Raw genomic sequence first — 17,210 nt, forward strand, 5'->3', positions numbered from 1 at the left:
TTTAAGCTTACTTAATTAAATCGTAAGAACGTTTAATAAAATTTGTTAACTCTTCACCATGTAATAAATTTTGAGATAATTTAGCTAAATCAAATGCTTGAGAAACTAATTGTTTTTGCTTATCCTCGTCTGCATTTAAAATTTCCGAAACTAATTCATGATTTGTATTTACTACTAAGTTGTACATTTCTGGCATGTTACCCATTCCCATCATTCCACCACCAGTAGCGCTCATTTCTTTCATTCTTCTCATAAACTCAGGAACGGTAATTAAGAATGGAGAAGAAGAAGAATCCATAGCTTCTAATTGTACGGTATAACTAGAGTTATTAACAGCACCTTCAATTACTGGCTTTAATTTTTCTTGCTCTTCTTCAGAAAGTTTAGAAATAACTGTATCGTCTTTCTTGATTAAATTGTCTACATGATCTGCATCTACACGTTTGAATTGAATTTTAGCATCACCAGAATTCATTTCTAACTTTTGAAGTAAGTGCCCAACAATAGGAGAGTCTAATAATAATACTTCATACCCTTTTGCTTTTGCGTCTTCAATATAACTGTGTTGCGCGTCTTTGTTAGCAGCGTATAAAATCACATGATTTCCATCTTTGTCAGTTTGCGCATCTTTGGTCTTTTCTACTAACTCATCAAACGTAAAGAAAGTATCGTTTACAGTTGGATATAAAGCGAACTTCTTAGCTTTATCAAAGAACTTATCTTCAGAAAGCATTCCGTATTCAATAATTACTTTAATATCGTTCCATTTTTGCTCAAAATCTTCACGATTATTTTTGAATAAAGAAGTTAACTTATCAGCTACTTTTTTAGTAATATATCCTGAGATTTTTTTTACAGCGCCATCTGCTTGTAAATACGAACGAGATACATTTAAAGGAATATCTGGAGAATCAATAACACCTTTTAGCATTTGTAAGAAATCAGGTACAATTCCTTCTACATTATCTGTAACAAATACTTGGTTTTGGTATAATTGAATTTTATCCTTTTGAATATCCATATTTTGAGATAAACGAGGGAAGTATAAAATTCCTGTTAAGTTAAATGGATAGTCTACATTTAAATGAATGTTGAATAATGGCTCTTCAAATTGTGTAGGATATAATTCTCTGTAGAAGTTTTTGTAATCTTCATCATTTAAATCTGCAGGTTTTTTAGTCCAAGCAGGGTTTGTATTGTTAATGATGTTATCTACTTCTTTAGTCTCTGGTTTTGCATCTTCAGCAGCATCTTCTGGTAATGGTAACGTTTCTGTTTTTGTTCCAAATTTAATTGGAATTTGGTTGAAACGATTGTATTTAGTTAATAAACCAGAAATTTTAGAATCCTCTAAGAAATCTTTTTCCTCTTCAGAAATGTGTAAAATAATTTCTGTACCTCTTTCTGTTTTATCATTTTCTTCTAAAGTATATTCAGGAGAACCATCACAAGTCCAATGTGCAGCTGGAGCATCTTTATATGATTTTGTAATAATTTCTACTTTATCTGCTACCATAAATGCAGAATAGAAACCTAAACCAAAGTGTCCAATTACTCCCGTTTCATTATTAGAATCTTTATATTTTTCTAAAAACTCTTCAGCACCAGAAAAAGCAATTTGATTGATATATTTTTCCACTTCTTCAGCAGTCATACCTAAACCTTGGTCGATGATATGAAGCGTATTATTTTCTTTATCAATCTTGATTTCTATTTGTGGATTTCCGTACTCAACTTTAGCTTCTCCAATAGAAATTAAGTGTTTTAATTTTGTAGTAGCATCTGTAGCATTAGAAATTAATTCACGTAAAAAGATTTCATGATCTGAATACAAAAACTTTTTAATTAACGGGAAAATATTTTCTACCGATACATTAATGTTTCCTTTACTCATTATATATTGATTTTTTTGTTTTAAAATTTAGATTTGCCTAAACCTTGTCAAAAAAAATACCAAAAGGAAAAAAGTGTCAGGTTGACAGTATTTTGTTTTTTGTAGTAATAGAATTGTAGAAAAGTATAGAGGCTAATAAACCTATTAAAGAGCTAACCAAGAAGAAAATAAACAAATATTGAAAACCAAGAATTCCTCCAACTTCATCTAAATAATAACCTTCTATAGGTCCTAAAAAAATATCTGGAGAGAAACCAATCACAGACAAAATACCAACTACTGTTCCAGTAATAGTAATAGATATTTTTGCTTCCTGTAATACTGTGAAATATAAAACTCTTAATGTGTAGGCTCCTATTACTGAACAAGCTATTGGTAAAAGTAATGATAGATGAAATATATCTTTATTTAAAACTAATAATAAACTTCCAACAGACATTATAGAAAATCCAATGATTAGCCATTTAGAAGGATTTGCATGTCTAGCAAAAAAGAGAATAAATAAACTTACTATTGGACGTAAATATGAAAAAAATGTTCCTAATTCAGCAGATTCTTGTGGACTATAACCATAAATATCACTTGCATATTGAGTGAAAATGTCTGCAACTCTGTAACCTATATATGAAGTAAGTATTATTACCATTAAAATCCATATAACAGGATACCGTAAGGCTTTTAGAATATTATAACGATTTGTATTGGTAGTTGTAATTTTTGAGGTGTCTCCAAAATCTGGTAATAATAACATTAATAAAGCAATAAACATTACTAGTATAGATGTAATTAGATATACTTGATTCATAGCATTTTGTAAAAGAACTTGAGAAGAATCTTCATCGAAAATAATGGATGAAATAATAATAACACCGATAGTTCCAATAACAGCAGCTACAATTCCTCTTCCTCCTTCTAAAATACCAAAAGCAAAAACTTGTTTCTTTTTATCACCCCAAAGACGAGTAGCTTTTATTAATGGAGACCAAAACAGCATTATTGTAGTAACTCCCCAATAAATATATAGTAAGTAAAGCGTAGATAAAGAAGGATAACAAACCCAAGTAAATCCTCCTAAACTTGTCAAAAACAAGGCAATACTCATCAAATATTTTGGTTGGTATCTATCAGCAATAAGTCCTCCAAAAAAATACGATATCATGGCTGTAATACCATATAAAGTAAAGCAAATACCAATATCTTTATTAGTGATTTCAAAAGCAGTTAAAAACGTTGGGCGAAAGATTCTAATTAATACGAAAGGAAGTGCATAAATAATTTCAGACGCTAAAATTAACAACGTAATTTGAAGTGCTTTTTTATAATTCATATAGCAATTTAAGAAAATGTTTTTAGAGTTTGTGAAATCATTAAATGGTATTATTGATGGTAAAAAGATATGTGTTTTTGATGAAAAATTGAAGTTTCAATCCATTTTTTCTTTCAAAAAAGAGATAATTATTTCTGTAACCTTTTTATTTACAATAGTAAAAGCTATAAATAGAGTAGGACTGACATGATGACATTTATCTGCTCTGAGAGAGGAAAAACTAGGTTGTAGCACTTTTTATATAATCATTAATTTCATGTTCATAAGCATCTACTTTCTGAAGTAATGTAAATTGATTGATAGCTCTATCTATATTGTGTTCAGAATATTTAGTTTTATAGTAAATATCGTTGTTTAAATAATCCGTTAAGAAACGAAGTCCCATAATAAATACCATTACAGAAATACTCTTAGGTAAATAAAAAAGTTCTTCTTTAGTAATTTGTGTACTTATGCTTTTAAGAAAACCTTTGGTGTAATTTTTAAAGTATTCAACGTTAAAATTGATAAGTGATAAATCTGTTTCATCTTCAGAAGCAGTGCTACAAATAGTTCGTAAAGCATCTCCATAATCAAAAAGTATAGAACCTTGCATAACAGTATCTAAGTCAATTAAACAAATAGCTTCATTTTGCTCATTGAATAAAATATTCGAAATTTTAGTATCGTTATGAGTTACACGTAGAGGAATTTTCTTGAGCTGAATAGCATTTTCTATAACCATCATTTTCTCAATTGTCTCTTTTACTAAAGAAATCCACTTTATGGCTTTCTCTTTTCTAGTTTTTGAAGCAGAAGTTAGTGCATTTTGAAATTCTTGAAACCGAAAAGACATCGAATGAAAACTTGGTAATACTTCTACCAGATTATCTGTATAATCAGTTGTATGGGCTAAAAAAGTTCCTGTAGCTAAACCTGCTTGATAGGCTATGTCGTTAGAATTGACTTGTAAAAACGTTTGAGAATTTTCTATAAATTCAGATAAATTCCAATAATTATTCTCTTTATCTTCTATATAAAAAGTGTTCTTATTAGTAGGAATAAAACGTATTGTTTTAACACCTTTTTGAAGTAAAAAATCAGAAATTTTTACTTTATTATGAATAACATCTATTGCCTTTTTAAAAACTGTACCATTGATTTTTTGTAGTACATAATTAATAGAACTATTAGTTATAATTAAATAGGTATCATTAATATGACCAGAACTGAAAGTTTGAAAACCTTTAAAATTAGCATCAGTTTTAAATTGGTTAAAAATATTTAGTAGCTTTTGTTTTAACTCCATAAGTTTTCTGGATATATTCCTTCACTTTTAAGTTCAGAGATTTTAGTTATTACTCCTTTTTTATCTTCTTTATAAGTTACTCCCATCCAGTTAGCTGTAGTTTCTAAAACTTTTACGGAAGCTTTTTTATTTTCTAATAAGTAGTTTACAACTGCTGGTAGGTAAAATTCTTTCTTCTCTGTTAAATAGTTTTGTTCTAAAAACTGATAAAATAATTTATCCATTTCTTTGAAAATAGTAGGAGTGAAGCCCCAAAAATTCATAGAAACTAAGGTGTTTTTTTCTATTTCTTTTTTCTGGTTATTTTCACTGTAAATAATTTCATCGCCTATTAAAGTAATGTTTGTACGTTCAATAACCTTTTCTAAATCAGAATTTGTATTGGTAAAGCATTCACCTCTTGAAACAGTACCGTTTTGAGATAGTGTATTTTGAATTTGGAACCCAACCATTGCATATTGATTTGAGGTATTTGATGCGCTTTTTAAAAAGTTAGTAATTTTGGAAAAAGCTTCGTTTCCATAAAAATCATCCGCATTTATTACACAGAAGTTTTCACGTACATGATTTTTAACTGTTAAAAGTGCATGTGCAGTTCCCCAAGGTTTTATTCTATTATTGTTCTTGAATTCAGAAGGAACTTTCGCGATTTTTTGACATAAAAAGTCAATTTCTATTTTACCATTAAGCTTTGAAACGTACAAAGTTTTCATGGTTTCTAATATGTCTTCTCTAACAACGAAGATTACTTTTTTAAAACCGTTTCTAATAGCATCATAAATAGAAAAATCGATAATAGCTTCATTTTCTCCGCTAACAACATCTACTTGTTTTAATCCGCCATATCTACTTCCCAAACCAGCAGCAAGAATTACGAGAACCATAATATTTATTTTAAAATGGTGAATATAATTTAATCTGATTGATTATTTTGGTCGAAACTAAATTTTACTCCATGAATTTAACTACGATTGACTACGCTTTTATTTTCATCTTTTTCAGCATCACACTTGGTATTGGAATATGGGTTTCTAAAAAATCGAAAGAAAGTACCTCTGAATATTTCTTATCAGGAAGAAATATGCCTTGGTGGTTATTAGGAGTTTCTATGGTAGCCACAACTTTTTCAACAGATACACCCAATTTAGTAACAGATATTGTTAGAACCAATGGCGTTTCTGGAAACTGGGTTTGGTGGGCATTTTTATTAACAGGAATGTTAACTGTTTTTATTTATGCAAAATTATGGAGAAAGAGTAGTGTAACAACAGATTTAGAGTTTTATGAACTTAGATATGGAGGAAAACCCGCGAAGTTTTTAAGAGGTTTTAGGTCACTTTATCTAGGAGTCTTTTTTAATGTATTGGCTATGGCTGGAGTAACATTAGCTGCAATTAAGATAGGAGAAGTAATGTTAGGACTTACACCAATTCAAACTATCGGAATTGCTTCAGTAGTAACGGTAGTTTTTAGTGCTATTGGTGGATTTAAAGGAGTGGTTTATACCGATTTTTTATTGTTTTTTGTAGCTATGGTTGGAGCTATTGGTGCAGCTGTAGTTTCAGTAAATCATCCAGATGTTGATGGACTAGGAAATTTATTAACGCATCCAAATGTAGTAGATAAATTATCAATCTTGCCAGATTTTAGTAATAAAGAATTATTGATTTCAATTTTTATAATTCCATTGGCAGTACAATGGTGGAGTGCTTGGTATCCAGGAGCAGAACCTGGAGGAGGTGGATATATCGCACAAAGAATGTTAGCTTCTAAAGATGAAAACCATGCAATTGGTGCTACGTTCTTTTTTAATATTTTACATTATGCTTTGCGCCCATGGCCATGGATTATTGTAGCATTGGCATCGTTAGTTGTATTCCCTGATTTAGCAAGTATTAAAGAGGCTTTTCCAAATGTGTCAGATAGTAAATTAGGACAAGATTTAGCATATCCAGCAATGTTAACTTTTTTGCCTAAAGGTTTAGCAGGTATTGTATTAACGTCTTTAATTGCTGCCTACATGAGTACAATTTCTACGCATTTAAATTGGGGGGCTTCCTATATTGTTAATGACTTTTATAAAGAAAATATAAATCCAAATGCTAGCGAGAAAGCTTTAGTAAATGTTGGAAAGATAGCTACAGTAGTTTTAATGATTTTGAGTGCCATATTGGCTTTATCATTTACAAATGCCTTAGAAATTTTTAAATTTATTTTAATGTTTGGCGCAGGAACTGGATTGATCTTTTTATTACGTTGGTTTTGGTGGCGTATTAATGCATGGAGTGAAATTTCAGCGATGTTAGCTTCTGGAGTTTTCTCGTTAATTTTTCATTTCAATTCTGAAGCCTTATTTGGTGCAAATGGTGTGTTTGAAAGTTATTGGCAATTCCCACTAGTGGTCTTATGTACTACAATAGTTTGGGTATTGGTAACCATTTTTACAAAACCAGAAGATGATAAAGTTCTAATCGATTTTTATAAGAAAATACAACCTAAAAAAGAAGGATGGTCGTACGTGTTACAAAAAGCGAAAGAGCAAGGAATTGTAATAGAGGAAAAGGAGGTAAGTACAAATTTAACAGATGGATTACTAGCAGTATTTATTGGTTGTGTATTAGTTTTTAGTTGCTTATTTGCAACGGGTAATTGGATTTATGGGAATTATGGAATAGCAGTAGGATTATCTGTTTTAGCATTGATTTCAGCTTTAGGCTTATTGAAATTATGGAAGAAAATAAAAGTGAATTTTTTATAGAAATTTACTAGATATAAATAAAAAAGAGGAACCCATTATAGTTCCTCTTTTTTATTTTGTTTATCATCTTTATTAAATGTCTCGTAGCATTTCAGAAGTATTTTTGTTTTCCCAAGTACCTCCTGTAAAATCAGGTACTTTTACAGAATTACTATTTTGAGCAACCGATAATTCAGATAATGGCGTAATAGAACTCCACAATACGCTATCATACACATTAATATCTAAAGGCAATCCTTCATTTAAACATTTAACTAAGCGATAAATCATTACAAAATCCATACCTCCATGTCCAACAGAATTGTCAGAAATTTGAGCTTTTAGTTTAGCCCATAAAGGATGATTGTATTTATCTCTATATTCTTTATACTTTTTATCGTCTAACCAATTATGTCCCCACCAAGCTAATTCATCTTCATTAATATATAACTTAGAAGGATAGCCTTCATGAACTGCTTTTGTACCTACTACTGTATTTAATCTGTCATAAGGACGGCCAGAATGTACATCGAACTGTAACATGATGGTTTTCCCAAGTTTAGTTTTAATCATTGTGGTATTCATGTCACCACATTTTACATTCGAAAACTTATTAATATTAGCTTTTTTTGCTGCGTCACTCAAACTTTTTTCACGAGAACTCATAGAAACTACATGATCGTATGTGTCTCCACGACCAATGTCCATATATTGGCTAATTGGACCCAATCCGTGTGTAGTATAAAAGTTTCCATCTTTATTCAAATGATGTTTTATACGCCACTGATCTTCATAGTAAGTATCATGTAATAAATGTTTTCTTAAATCATGAATATAAGCGCCTTCAGCATGTGTTAAATCACCAAAAACACCTTGGTTAATCATATTTAATACCCATAGTTCTTCACCATTGAAACAGCAATTCTCCATCATCATACAATGTTTCTGAGTTCGTTCAGCAGTTTCAATTAACTTCCAACAATCTTCTAAAGTATAAGCAATAGGAACTTCGCAAGCAACATGTTTACCTTTTTCCATTCCATATAAAGACATTGGCGTGTGCATTTCCCACGGAGTAGCAATAATTAATAAATCAATATCGTCTCTATCAACTAACTTTTTCCATTCGTTAGGTCCTCCGTAATAAGCTTTAGCAGTTTTACCATGCACTTTTTGTAAATGACTATTAAGCTTATCTGTTTTATCTTTTTTAAGGTCAGAAACAGCTACTACATCAGCTTTATTATTTTTTACTAACCAATCGAACATTTGAACAAGTACTTGTCCTCTGTTACCACAGCCAATAATACCAACATTAACCTTAGCTATTTTGGGAGCTGTTAAAGCGAATGCGCTTCCTTTTGATTTTTTTTGTGATTGTAAAAAAATTTTCTCTTCTAACTCTTCTTTTGCAGATAAGGATAAGGGTAAACCTAAAAACATGGCAGCTTTTGCCGATAGTGAAAGAAAGTCTTTTCTTTTCATGAATTGGTTGATTGTATGATTAGTGTTTGTTTCTTGTAAAGGTATTAATTAATTCTTACTTTTACGGGCTATTAATTTGCAAACAAACAATATTATAACAGAATAAATATGTATAATTCAAAAATTACCGGTTTAGGTTATTACGTTCCTGATAATGTGGTTACTAACAATGACTTAACGCAGTGGATGGAGACTAGTGATGAATGGATTCAGGAAAGAACAGGAATTAAAGAACGTCGTTGGATAGATCCTAAAACTGATGATTCTACGTCAGTTATGGGAGCAAAAGCGGCAAAAATAGCCATAGAAAGAGCTGGTTTAACTAAAGATGATATTGACTTTATAATTTTTGCGACATTAAGTCCTGAATTATACTTCCCAGGTGGAGGAGTACAAATTCAAGATTTATTAGATATGCCAACTATTGGAGCACTAGATGTACGTAATCAATGTTCTGGATTCATATATTCTTTATCGGTAGCAGATCAGTTTATTAAAACTGGAATGTACAAGAATATTTTAGTGATTGGTTCAGAAAATCATTCTGGTGGTTTAGAAAGATCTACTAGAGGTAGAGGAGTAACTGTAATTTTTGGTGATGGAGCTGGAGCTGCTGTATTATCTAGAAGTGAAGAGGAAGGAAAAGGAATTTTATCTTCTCATTTACATTCGGAAGGAAAGCACGCTAAAGAATTAGTATTAGAAGGTCCTTCAACTGGACGTTGGGTTCCTGAAATTATGGAAGAAAACGATCCAGAAGATGTATCGTATTACCCGCACATGAACGGACAATTTGTATTTAAACATGCAGTAGTTCGTTTTTCTGAAGCTATTGTGGAAGGTTTACAAGCTAATGGATTACAAAAAGAAGATATTGATATGTTAATTCCGCATCAGGCGAATTTACGTATTGCGCAATTCATTCAGAAGAAATTCCAATTATCAGATGATAAAGTATATAATAATATCATGAAATATGGTAATACTACTGCTGCATCTGTAATTATAGCATTAACAGAAGCTTGGGAAAAAGGAAAAATAAAAGATAATGATTTAGTTGTATTAGCAGCGTTTGGTAGTGGATTCACATGGGGATCTGTAGTAATACGTTGGTAATAAAAATATATTATTTACCTATATAGAAAACCGAAGCAAACGCTTCGGTTTTTTTATATTTTATGATATCGATAGTTTTAGTGAACATCTGAAACTAACTGAGGTAGGTGTTTACTGTTTGTTATATATACAAATAACCAATTTTATTTTACTCAAAAATTGCTACAGCTCTTACTGGAGAACCAGTTCCACCTCTAATTTTTAAAGGCAATCCTATAAAACGAAAACGTCCACGTCCAATAAGTTGATGTAGATTTATCATATTTTCATAATGCGTAAAACCTAATTCACCACAAATATGATGGACTTCTTTATTAGAAATTCCGGGAACACCAGGAGACATGGTTTCTACTCCAAAAGCAGCGATTTTTTGCTCGCCTAACCAACGTGCACATTCTGTAGTGATACCCGGTCCGTTTCCCCAATTTTCTGTTTGGAACGCTTTTCGATAATGATCTGTGTATAAAAGCACAGTGTCATTTGCCTTAATTTCAAGCTGTTCCTTTTGGAGCTCTTTTTTAATATCGTCAGAAGTAATAAGTTCTTTAAAATTTTTATTTGAAAAATCTAAACAAATTCCTTCTGTATAAAACATAGAAAGCGGCATAGTATCAATAGAATGTCCAACATACTGTTTCGCCATATGATTTATAGCATCTACATGTGTACCCGTATGTTCGCCCATTTCCATTTTATAAACAGCAGGTGTTTTAGTAGTGGGATTAATTTCATCATCCCACTCTTCATGAGTATTGTGAACACTAATTTTTACCTGTGGCAAACTTTTATACACAGGCATTCCTTCGTAAATTTCTTGACTCAGGTCAATAATCTCAATCATTCAGTGCTACTTTAACATTAAAGTTTCTTAACATTTCCACGTAATTTTCTGGCATAAAATTATCACTGTCAAACTCATCACGTCGTTTGTGTTTCATTTCAATTCGTTTGGCAGCTTTTAAAAACCTTCTTATTTCTAAATCATTACTTACAATTAATCCAGGAACAGGAATACCTTTTCCATTTTCATCTTTTGCTACCATGGTGAAATAGGAAGAATTACAATGGTTAACTTTCCCTGTTTGGATATTTTGAGATTCTACACGTATTCCTACAACCATAGATGTTCTTCCAGTATAATTAATAGAAGCTTTCATAGTTACCAATTCGCCAACTTCAATAGGATTTAAAAAATCTACAGTATCTACAGAAGCTGTTACACAATAGGCACCAGAATATTTTGAAGCACAGGCAAAAGCTATTTGATCCATTAAATTTAAAATATAACCACCATGAATTTTACCACTAAAATTAGCATGAGAAGGTAGCATTAATTCAGAGATAGTAATGCGAGTGTCTGTTACGTGTTTATAATTAGTATTCATTTTCTACAGCTTTTAAACCTCCAAAATGAGGAGATTGTTCTTCTTCGACTTTTGTAATAAAATATTTTGTATCACCTAACCAGAATAAAGTTCCAAAGCGTTCTATATAATACACTTTTACATAGCGTCCTTGGAATTTTTCTAAATCGGCAATGACTTCTTTTTTAGTATCCTCAACAGAAAACTTAAAAATTTGGGCGCCAGAAATTCCTTGGCTAATTTCTCCTTCCCAAGTTTTTACTACAACACCTTTTCTACTAAATTTTATAAGTTCTCCAGATCGAACTCCTTCACTATAAGTTGAATAATAAATGAATGCATAATAAGCAGTTGCTAACAATATAATGGCAAGTAATATAAATGCTAGAATTTTTTTCATAGAGTATAGATTAATAGTTACTATATATGTCGTATAAGACATTAATAATATCTCAAAAGTACAACTAAATTCAGGGGAATTGTAATTTTCCTTTAAATATTCCGACTATAGAAATATAATTTAGATTAATATAAAATTTTGGTTCAAAAAGTTTTCAAGATTATCGTGAGAGTAAAGAATATGTATTACAGTAAATAATTACGGGGAACCATTATTTTGAAACCGATTGTCGTTAAGGTAATCGGTTTTTTATTGTATGTTTGTGATGCTTCAAACGAGAATAAAAATGAACTATATTTTATTTGATGGAGATGTAAGAACATCTCTTTTACCTTTTACTTATACACGTCCTGTTGCAGATATTCGAATTGGAATTTTAACGATTCGTGAGAAATGGGAAAAATATTTAGGCTTAACTACAACTACAATTACAGAAGAGTATTTAGAAGAAAAATACCCGATGGTAGAAATGGAGGAAAACATTATGTTGAATGCTTCTTTTTTGCCAATTCCTGAGTTAGTAGAAATGGTAAAAGCTTTAAAAAAGAATGAGGCAATTTTTAAAGGAGAAGACGTAATTGCATTTCATACTTCTGAAGAACAAGAAGAGGTAAACTTTGAAAAATATCATCAAATAGAATTTGAGGAAGATATTATTCAAGCAAAAAACACATGGGATATTTTCTCTAATAATGAGAAGGCGATTCAACAAGACTTTGAATTATTAACGGAAGGAAGAACATCGCAACCAATTCCAGATACAGTACAATGTATTGGGAAAGAGAATATTTTTATAGAAGAAGGAGCTAAATTGACTTTTGCTACATTAAATGCGACTACTGGACCTATTTACATAGGAAAGGATGCCGAAATTATGGAAGGTGTTGTTGTTCGTGGTGCATTGGCTATGTGCGAAAAATCAGTTTTAAAATTAGGAGCTAAAATTTACGGAGCTACAACATTAGGACCTTATTGTAAAGTTGGAGGAGAGGTGAACAACTCTGTGTTGTTTGGATATTCAAACAAAGGTCATGATGGGTTTTTAGGAAATTCTGTATTAGGAGAATGGTGTAATTTAGGAGCTGATTCGAATAATTCGAATCTAAAAAATAATTATGCTGAAGTAAGGTTATGGAATTATGAAACTGGAAGGTTTGCAAAAACTGGATTACAGTTTTGTGGGTTGATGATGGGAGACCATTCTAAATGTGGAATTAATACCATGTTTAACACAGGTACTGTTATAGGAGTTTCAGCGAATATATTTGGAAGTGGATTCCCAAGGAATTTTGTTCCTTCATTTAGTTGGGGAGGAGCTTCTGGTTTTAGTGAGTATAAAATGAATAAAGTGAATGAAGTTGCAGAAGTGGTAATGAAAAGAAGAAATATTGTATATAACGATATGGAACAAAGAATTCTTTCTGCAGTTTTTGAAGAAACAAAAAAATATAGGAATTATTAATTTTGTTTCTAAAATATATTTAAAAGACAAGTCAAATCTATGACTTGTTCTTATTTTATAGAAACCTATAAAATACTAGTCTAATTTCAATTATAAATAAAAATACCTACATTTGTCGAGGGAAAAATACTTATTCAAAAATTGTATCATGAAAAAATATTTGTATTTAATATTTTGTCTATCATTTGCTTCATGTTATGTGTTACCACAAAAAAATAAATTATATCAATCGTATGGATTGGTAGATTTAGGGGTAATAGGAAAACAAAAGAAATCTGTTCGTAAAACAGGATATGAAATCATAGGAATTCCTGAATATAAAGAGAATATCAAATTAAAAGTTACACTTAAAAAAATTGATAAACAAAATTTTAAAAGCTATTCCGAATACACGAAAAGTACTTCTTCTAAAGAGTTAATTACATATAACGATTCTATAAAAGTAATTCCTAATTATGTAGAGGTACAAATTAGTGATAAGATAGCAATAGTGAAAGCTTTGAATACAGGGAACTCGGAAATATTAAATTATCTGGTTAAAAACCCAGAAGTTTCAATCGTAACAAAACTAAAATTTGTAGCGAATACTAAAACATTAAAGAATATTCAAGAGTCAGATACGTATTATTTAAAAACATTACACGATAAACAATCTTTTATATTAATGTATAAAGGAAATAAACTTATAGATAAGATAAATACAGCTGTACTTCAAGTTTTTCAGTACGATGTTTCTTCTTTATGTTGGGAAGTATCTGAACGAAAGCAAACTAAAATTGTTGGTGTAGTTAAAGAAGGGGAGTTATGTAAGAATGGTACGGTAAGAAACCCTAATAAAGAAATTAATAGAAAAATAAAAAAGTTTGATTTTTAACATGAAAAAAATTGCTTTACTAATCGGAATTTTGATAACATTCAGTAATTGTGAGTCTTTCTTTGTAGAAGATATTTCAGATGAGGAAATTGTTGTTCTAGGACCTTTAAATGCTGTTGAGTTAAGTCCGGGGACTATACGATTCAATTGGAAAGAAATTAGTGGAGCAGATGCTTATGAAATAGAAATAGTTGCACCAAGTTTTTTAGCACCTACTCAAATTGTAGTATCTCGAGAAATAAATACCACAGTATTTGAAGTAGCGCTTGAAGCTGGAGATTATGAATGGAGAGTACGTGGAATAAATACAGAACATGCTACACCATATAAAACAAATAGATTAAAAATAAATTAGTTATGAAATTGTGTTAATAATTAATTATTAATGCAATGTTTATTTAAAAAGATACAATTGAAAAAAGTCATTATAATAATAACAATGTTTGTTTCATTAATAACTTATGCACAGGTTAATAATGAAGAACAACGAATACAAGAAATTCGAGAAAAGTTAGAGAAGTTAGCAGAAAATATACCTGGTTTATATGAAAAGGTAAATTTAGATGTCAATCAAACACGTCTTCCTGTTTTTATTGCCTCTTTAGGTAGAGAAACGGATGTGAATATGGTGGTTGATAATCAGTTAAATGATAAAATGCTTACGTATAATTTACCTGATGCTAGATTGATAGACTTTATATTGTACTTATGTAAAGAGTTTAATTTAACAGTAGATATTACTGGAAATATTATTGCTTTAAAAAACAGGCCGGCTACAACTCCTCCGCCTAAAGTATATACTCCTAGGGAGATTCCTGTATCTTATGATGCTCAGAACAATTTATTTTCTATAGAGTTAAAACAAGATACTTTATCAGTTGCATTTAAGAAAATAACAGATATAACAGGTAAAAACTTAGTGTATTCACCAGAAATAGCAAACAAGAGAATATCTGGATATATTAAGAATAAACCTTTCTACAGTGCTATGGAAAAACTAGCATTTTCTAATAACTTAGAAGTAATCAAAACCAAAGATGATTACTATTTGTTTCAAGGAGATGGAACTGATGTAGTGGTTACTACTAACCCAAGTAGAAATAGTAATCCTAGAAGAGGCACTCAGCCTCAGCAACAACCGGTAGCAAAAAGACCGAAGCGATTTAGAAAATCAAACTTTTATTTTAAAGTATTAGACTCTATATCTAAAAAACTGGAAGTTGATTTTGAAAATGTAGCAATTGAAAATGTTATAGAAGATATAGGAAAGGATTTAAATATAGATTCTTACACCAATATACCATTAAATAACATAGGAACTGTTTCGATGAAAGCATCAGAAGTATATTATGATGATTTGCTTTCAAAAATGTTAGAAGATACAGACTATACATATAGAAAGAAAGATGGGATTTACTTTTTTGGAAAAGGAGATCAAAAATCGTTAAAGACAACAGAAATTATTCCTATGATGCATCGATCTATTGAGATTATGAATCAACCTGTTTCAAATAGCAGAAACTCAGTGTTTTCATCTAGTTTCACTGGTAGATCGGGCACCGGAGGTTTAAATAGTTTGAATAATAGTAATTTTAATAACGGTTCTAATGGACAGAGTTTAGGGCAAAGAGGAACATCAAGAAACTTTTCTCAACAAAGAAGTGGAAGTATTGGACAGAGAGGTAGTAGTCAATCTTCAAATTTAGAAAGTTTAAAAGAGGGAGCTATTCTATCTCTTTTTCCTGATTATTTGCAAAGTAGCAAAGGAGGAGGGAATCTAGATATAAAAACAGATGTAGAACAAAATTCTTTTATTGTTACTGGAGATCCTGAAGATGTACGAAAGTTTAAAAATTTTATTAAAAAGATAGACAAGCCTGTTCCTGTTATTTTAATTGAAGTAATGATTTTAGAAGTTAATAAATCTAATACTTTAACAGCAGGTGTAGAACTTGGTGTAGGAGATAAACCAACAGCTAGTACAGGGGCATTATTTCCGTCAGCAAATGTTACTCTTGGAGCAAATGCTATTAATAGATTAATTGGAGGATTTAATGGTTTTGGAGCTTTAAATGTAGGTAGAGTAGTGCCGAATTTCTATGCAAAAATTCAGGCAATGGAATCGAATGGGAACGTAAAAATTAAATCTACTCCTAAGTTATCTACTCTTAATGGGCATAGAGCAACATTGTCTAGCGGAGTAACATCGTATTATGCTGTAACACAAAGTAATGTTTTAGGGGTACAAAATCCACAAACACAAGTAATACGAAACTATTTACCTATAGATGCAAACTTATCAATTTCTATACGTCCTATAGTTTCTGGAGATGAGCAAATTACATTAGGTATTAGTGTAGTACAATCAAGTTTTAATGGAGAACGTATTGAACCTGAAGCTCCTCCAGGGATTAATTCTAGAGAGTTTACATCAACTGTAAGAGTAAAAAATCAGGATGTTGTTATTTTAGGAGGATTAGAAGAAAACGTAAAAAATGATTCAGGGTCAGGAGTGCCTTTTTTAGCAAGGATTCCAATTATAAAATGGTTGTTTAGTAAACGAGTACGTACGGCTAGAAAATCAAAATTATCAGTATTGATAAGGCCTACGGTTATAAAATAAAATGTTAATAAAATTAACAAATTAATTGTTTATTATTATCTGTTTTTAATAACTTAGCAGTCTGAAAACGGGAACTTTATATAAAATTTAAATTACAATGAAAAAAATTGCATTAGGAACTGCAATCGTAGCTTTAATAGCTTCAATCGTTACTTTTTTTTACACACAAGAAAGCTCTAAATTAGTTTATGTAGATGTAAACAAATTATTAGAAGGTTATAAAAGAACAAAAGAAGTAAGAGCTCAATTTGAAAAGAAAGCTAAAGTATTAAAAGCAAATGTAGATAGTTTAGTAACAGATTGGCAAAAAGAATTAAAGTTATATGAAAAGGAGCGAGCTAATTATTCTAAGAAAGAATTAAAGTTAAAGCAAGAGTTGTTAGCAAACAAGCAACAGCAAATTAATAACTATCAACAGGCTGTACAAAATCAAATCCAAGAAGAAGATAAAAAAGCTACTCAAACAGTTATCAATGATATTAATGATTATGTTACTGAGTATGGGAAACAAAAAGGCTATAAGATGATTTTTGGAGCGAGTGGAGGAGGAAATATTATGTATGCCGATAAAAGTGCAGATTTAACAGAAAAAGTTTTAGAAGGATTAAATTCTGAATTTGACGGAAAATAAAGATATACG

15 protein-coding genes are annotated in these 17,210 nt (G+C 30.6%); 7 read left to right on the forward strand and 8 right to left on the reverse strand.

Translation table 11 applies throughout. From position 1 onward, the window contains the following. Nucleotides 1–7 precede the first annotated feature (7 nt). The 4 genes from htpG to ACKTTC_RS01710 all read right to left on the reverse strand — a co-directional run bounded on the left by htpG (nt 8) and on the right by ACKTTC_RS01710 (nt 5,393). Nucleotides 8–1,894, reverse strand: coding sequence for a molecular chaperone HtpG (gene htpG / locus ACKTTC_RS01695; RefSeq protein WP_408037688.1), 1,887 nt, complete (start codon nt 1,892–1,894; stop codon nt 8–10). A gap of 76 nt (nt 1,895–1,970) precedes the next feature. Beyond that, nucleotides 1,971–3,221 carry an MFS transporter gene (locus tag ACKTTC_RS01700; RefSeq protein ID WP_408037690.1) on the reverse strand — a complete coding sequence of 417 codons (1,251 nt, stop codon included), beginning with the start codon at nt 3,219–3,221 and terminating at the stop codon, nt 1,971–1,973. A 220-nt stretch (nt 3,222–3,441) separates the two neighbouring features. Next, the gene (locus tag ACKTTC_RS01705) at nt 3,442–4,509 is read right to left on the reverse strand and encodes a phosphotransferase enzyme family protein (RefSeq protein WP_408037691.1); all 1,068 of its coding nucleotides are present in this window, start codon (nt 4,507–4,509) and stop codon (nt 3,442–3,444) included. Continuing rightward, a complete protein-coding gene (locus ACKTTC_RS01710; RefSeq protein WP_408037693.1) occupies nt 4,500–5,393 on the reverse strand; it encodes a sugar phosphate nucleotidyltransferase in 894 nt (297 codons plus the stop codon). The genes ACKTTC_RS01705 and ACKTTC_RS01710 overlap by 10 nt, the downstream gene beginning before the upstream one ends. Before the next feature lie 71 nt (nt 5,394–5,464). On the opposite strand from ACKTTC_RS01710, the gene ACKTTC_RS01715 reads away from it, so the two are divergent. Beyond that, the gene (locus ACKTTC_RS01715) at nt 5,465–7,267 is read left to right on the forward strand and encodes a sodium:solute symporter family protein (RefSeq protein WP_408037695.1); all 1,803 of its coding nucleotides are present in this window, start codon (nt 5,465–5,467) and stop codon (nt 7,265–7,267) included. A 72-nt stretch (nt 7,268–7,339) separates the two neighbouring features. Here the strand turns inward: ACKTTC_RS01715 and ACKTTC_RS01720 are convergent, their stop codons facing one another. Beyond that, a complete protein-coding gene (locus ACKTTC_RS01720; protein ID WP_408037697.1) occupies nt 7,340–8,731 on the reverse strand; it encodes a Gfo/Idh/MocA family protein in 1,392 nt (463 codons plus the stop codon). Nucleotides 8,732–8,839: 108 nt separating this feature from the next. On the opposite strand from ACKTTC_RS01720, the gene ACKTTC_RS01725 reads away from it, so the two are divergent. Next, nucleotides 8,840–9,847, forward strand: a complete 1,008-nt coding sequence (locus ACKTTC_RS01725; protein WP_408037698.1) for a 3-oxoacyl-ACP synthase III family protein — start codon at nt 8,840–8,842, stop codon at nt 9,845–9,847. A gap of 148 nt (nt 9,848–9,995) precedes the next feature. On the opposite strand, the gene ACKTTC_RS01730 is transcribed toward ACKTTC_RS01725, so the two are convergent. The 3 genes from ACKTTC_RS01730 to ACKTTC_RS01740 are packed head-to-tail and all read right to left on the reverse strand — an operon-like array spanning nt 9,996 to nt 11,611. Beyond that, nucleotides 9,996–10,688 carry a cyclase family protein gene (locus ACKTTC_RS01730; protein WP_408037700.1) on the reverse strand — a complete coding sequence of 231 codons (693 nt, stop codon included), beginning with the start codon at nt 10,686–10,688 and terminating at the stop codon, nt 9,996–9,998. Beyond that, nucleotides 10,681–11,232 carry an acyl-CoA thioesterase gene (locus ACKTTC_RS01735; protein WP_408037702.1) on the reverse strand — a complete coding sequence of 184 codons (552 nt, stop codon included), beginning with the start codon at nt 11,230–11,232 and terminating at the stop codon, nt 10,681–10,683. The genes ACKTTC_RS01730 and ACKTTC_RS01735 overlap by 8 nt, the downstream gene beginning before the upstream one ends. After that, nucleotides 11,222–11,611: a 6-phosphogluconate dehydrogenase gene (locus tag ACKTTC_RS01740; protein ID WP_408037703.1), complete on the reverse strand. Its 390-nt coding sequence runs from the start codon at nt 11,609–11,611 to the stop codon at nt 11,222–11,224. Before ACKTTC_RS01740 ends, ACKTTC_RS01735 begins: the two co-directional genes overlap by 11 nt. Nucleotides 11,612–11,897: 286 nt before the next feature. Between ACKTTC_RS01740 and ACKTTC_RS01745 the strand changes: the two genes are divergently transcribed. The 5 genes from ACKTTC_RS01745 (at nt 11,898) to ACKTTC_RS01765 (ending at nt 17,201) form a co-directional block, all read left to right on the forward strand. Then, the gene (locus tag ACKTTC_RS01745) at nt 11,898–13,073 is read left to right on the forward strand and encodes a GlmU family protein (RefSeq protein WP_408037704.1); all 1,176 of its coding nucleotides are present in this window, start codon (nt 11,898–11,900) and stop codon (nt 13,071–13,073) included. 148 nt (nt 13,074–13,221) lie between these two features. Continuing rightward, on the forward strand, nt 13,222–13,947 hold the full coding sequence (locus ACKTTC_RS01750) for a hypothetical protein (protein WP_408037706.1): 726 nt from the start codon (nt 13,222–13,224) through the stop codon (nt 13,945–13,947). Between the two features lies 1 nt (nt 13,948). After that, entirely contained in the window at nt 13,949–14,302 is a 354-nt protein-coding gene (locus tag ACKTTC_RS01755) for a hypothetical protein (RefSeq protein WP_408037707.1), read from the forward strand. A 57-nt stretch (nt 14,303–14,359) separates the two neighbouring features. Next, nucleotides 14,360–16,570 carry a type II secretion system protein GspD gene (locus ACKTTC_RS01760; protein WP_408037708.1) on the forward strand — a complete coding sequence of 737 codons (2,211 nt, stop codon included), beginning with the start codon at nt 14,360–14,362 and terminating at the stop codon, nt 16,568–16,570. A 97-nt stretch (nt 16,571–16,667) separates the two neighbouring features. Next, a complete protein-coding gene (locus ACKTTC_RS01765; protein ID WP_408037709.1) occupies nt 16,668–17,201 on the forward strand; it encodes an OmpH family outer membrane protein in 534 nt (177 codons plus the stop codon). Nucleotides 17,202–17,210 lie beyond the last annotated feature (9 nt).

This window comes from Tenacibaculum amylolyticum, from assembly GCF_964511145.1.
Taxonomy (GTDB): domain Bacteria; phylum Bacteroidota; class Bacteroidia; order Flavobacteriales; family Flavobacteriaceae; genus Polaribacter; species Polaribacter amylolyticum.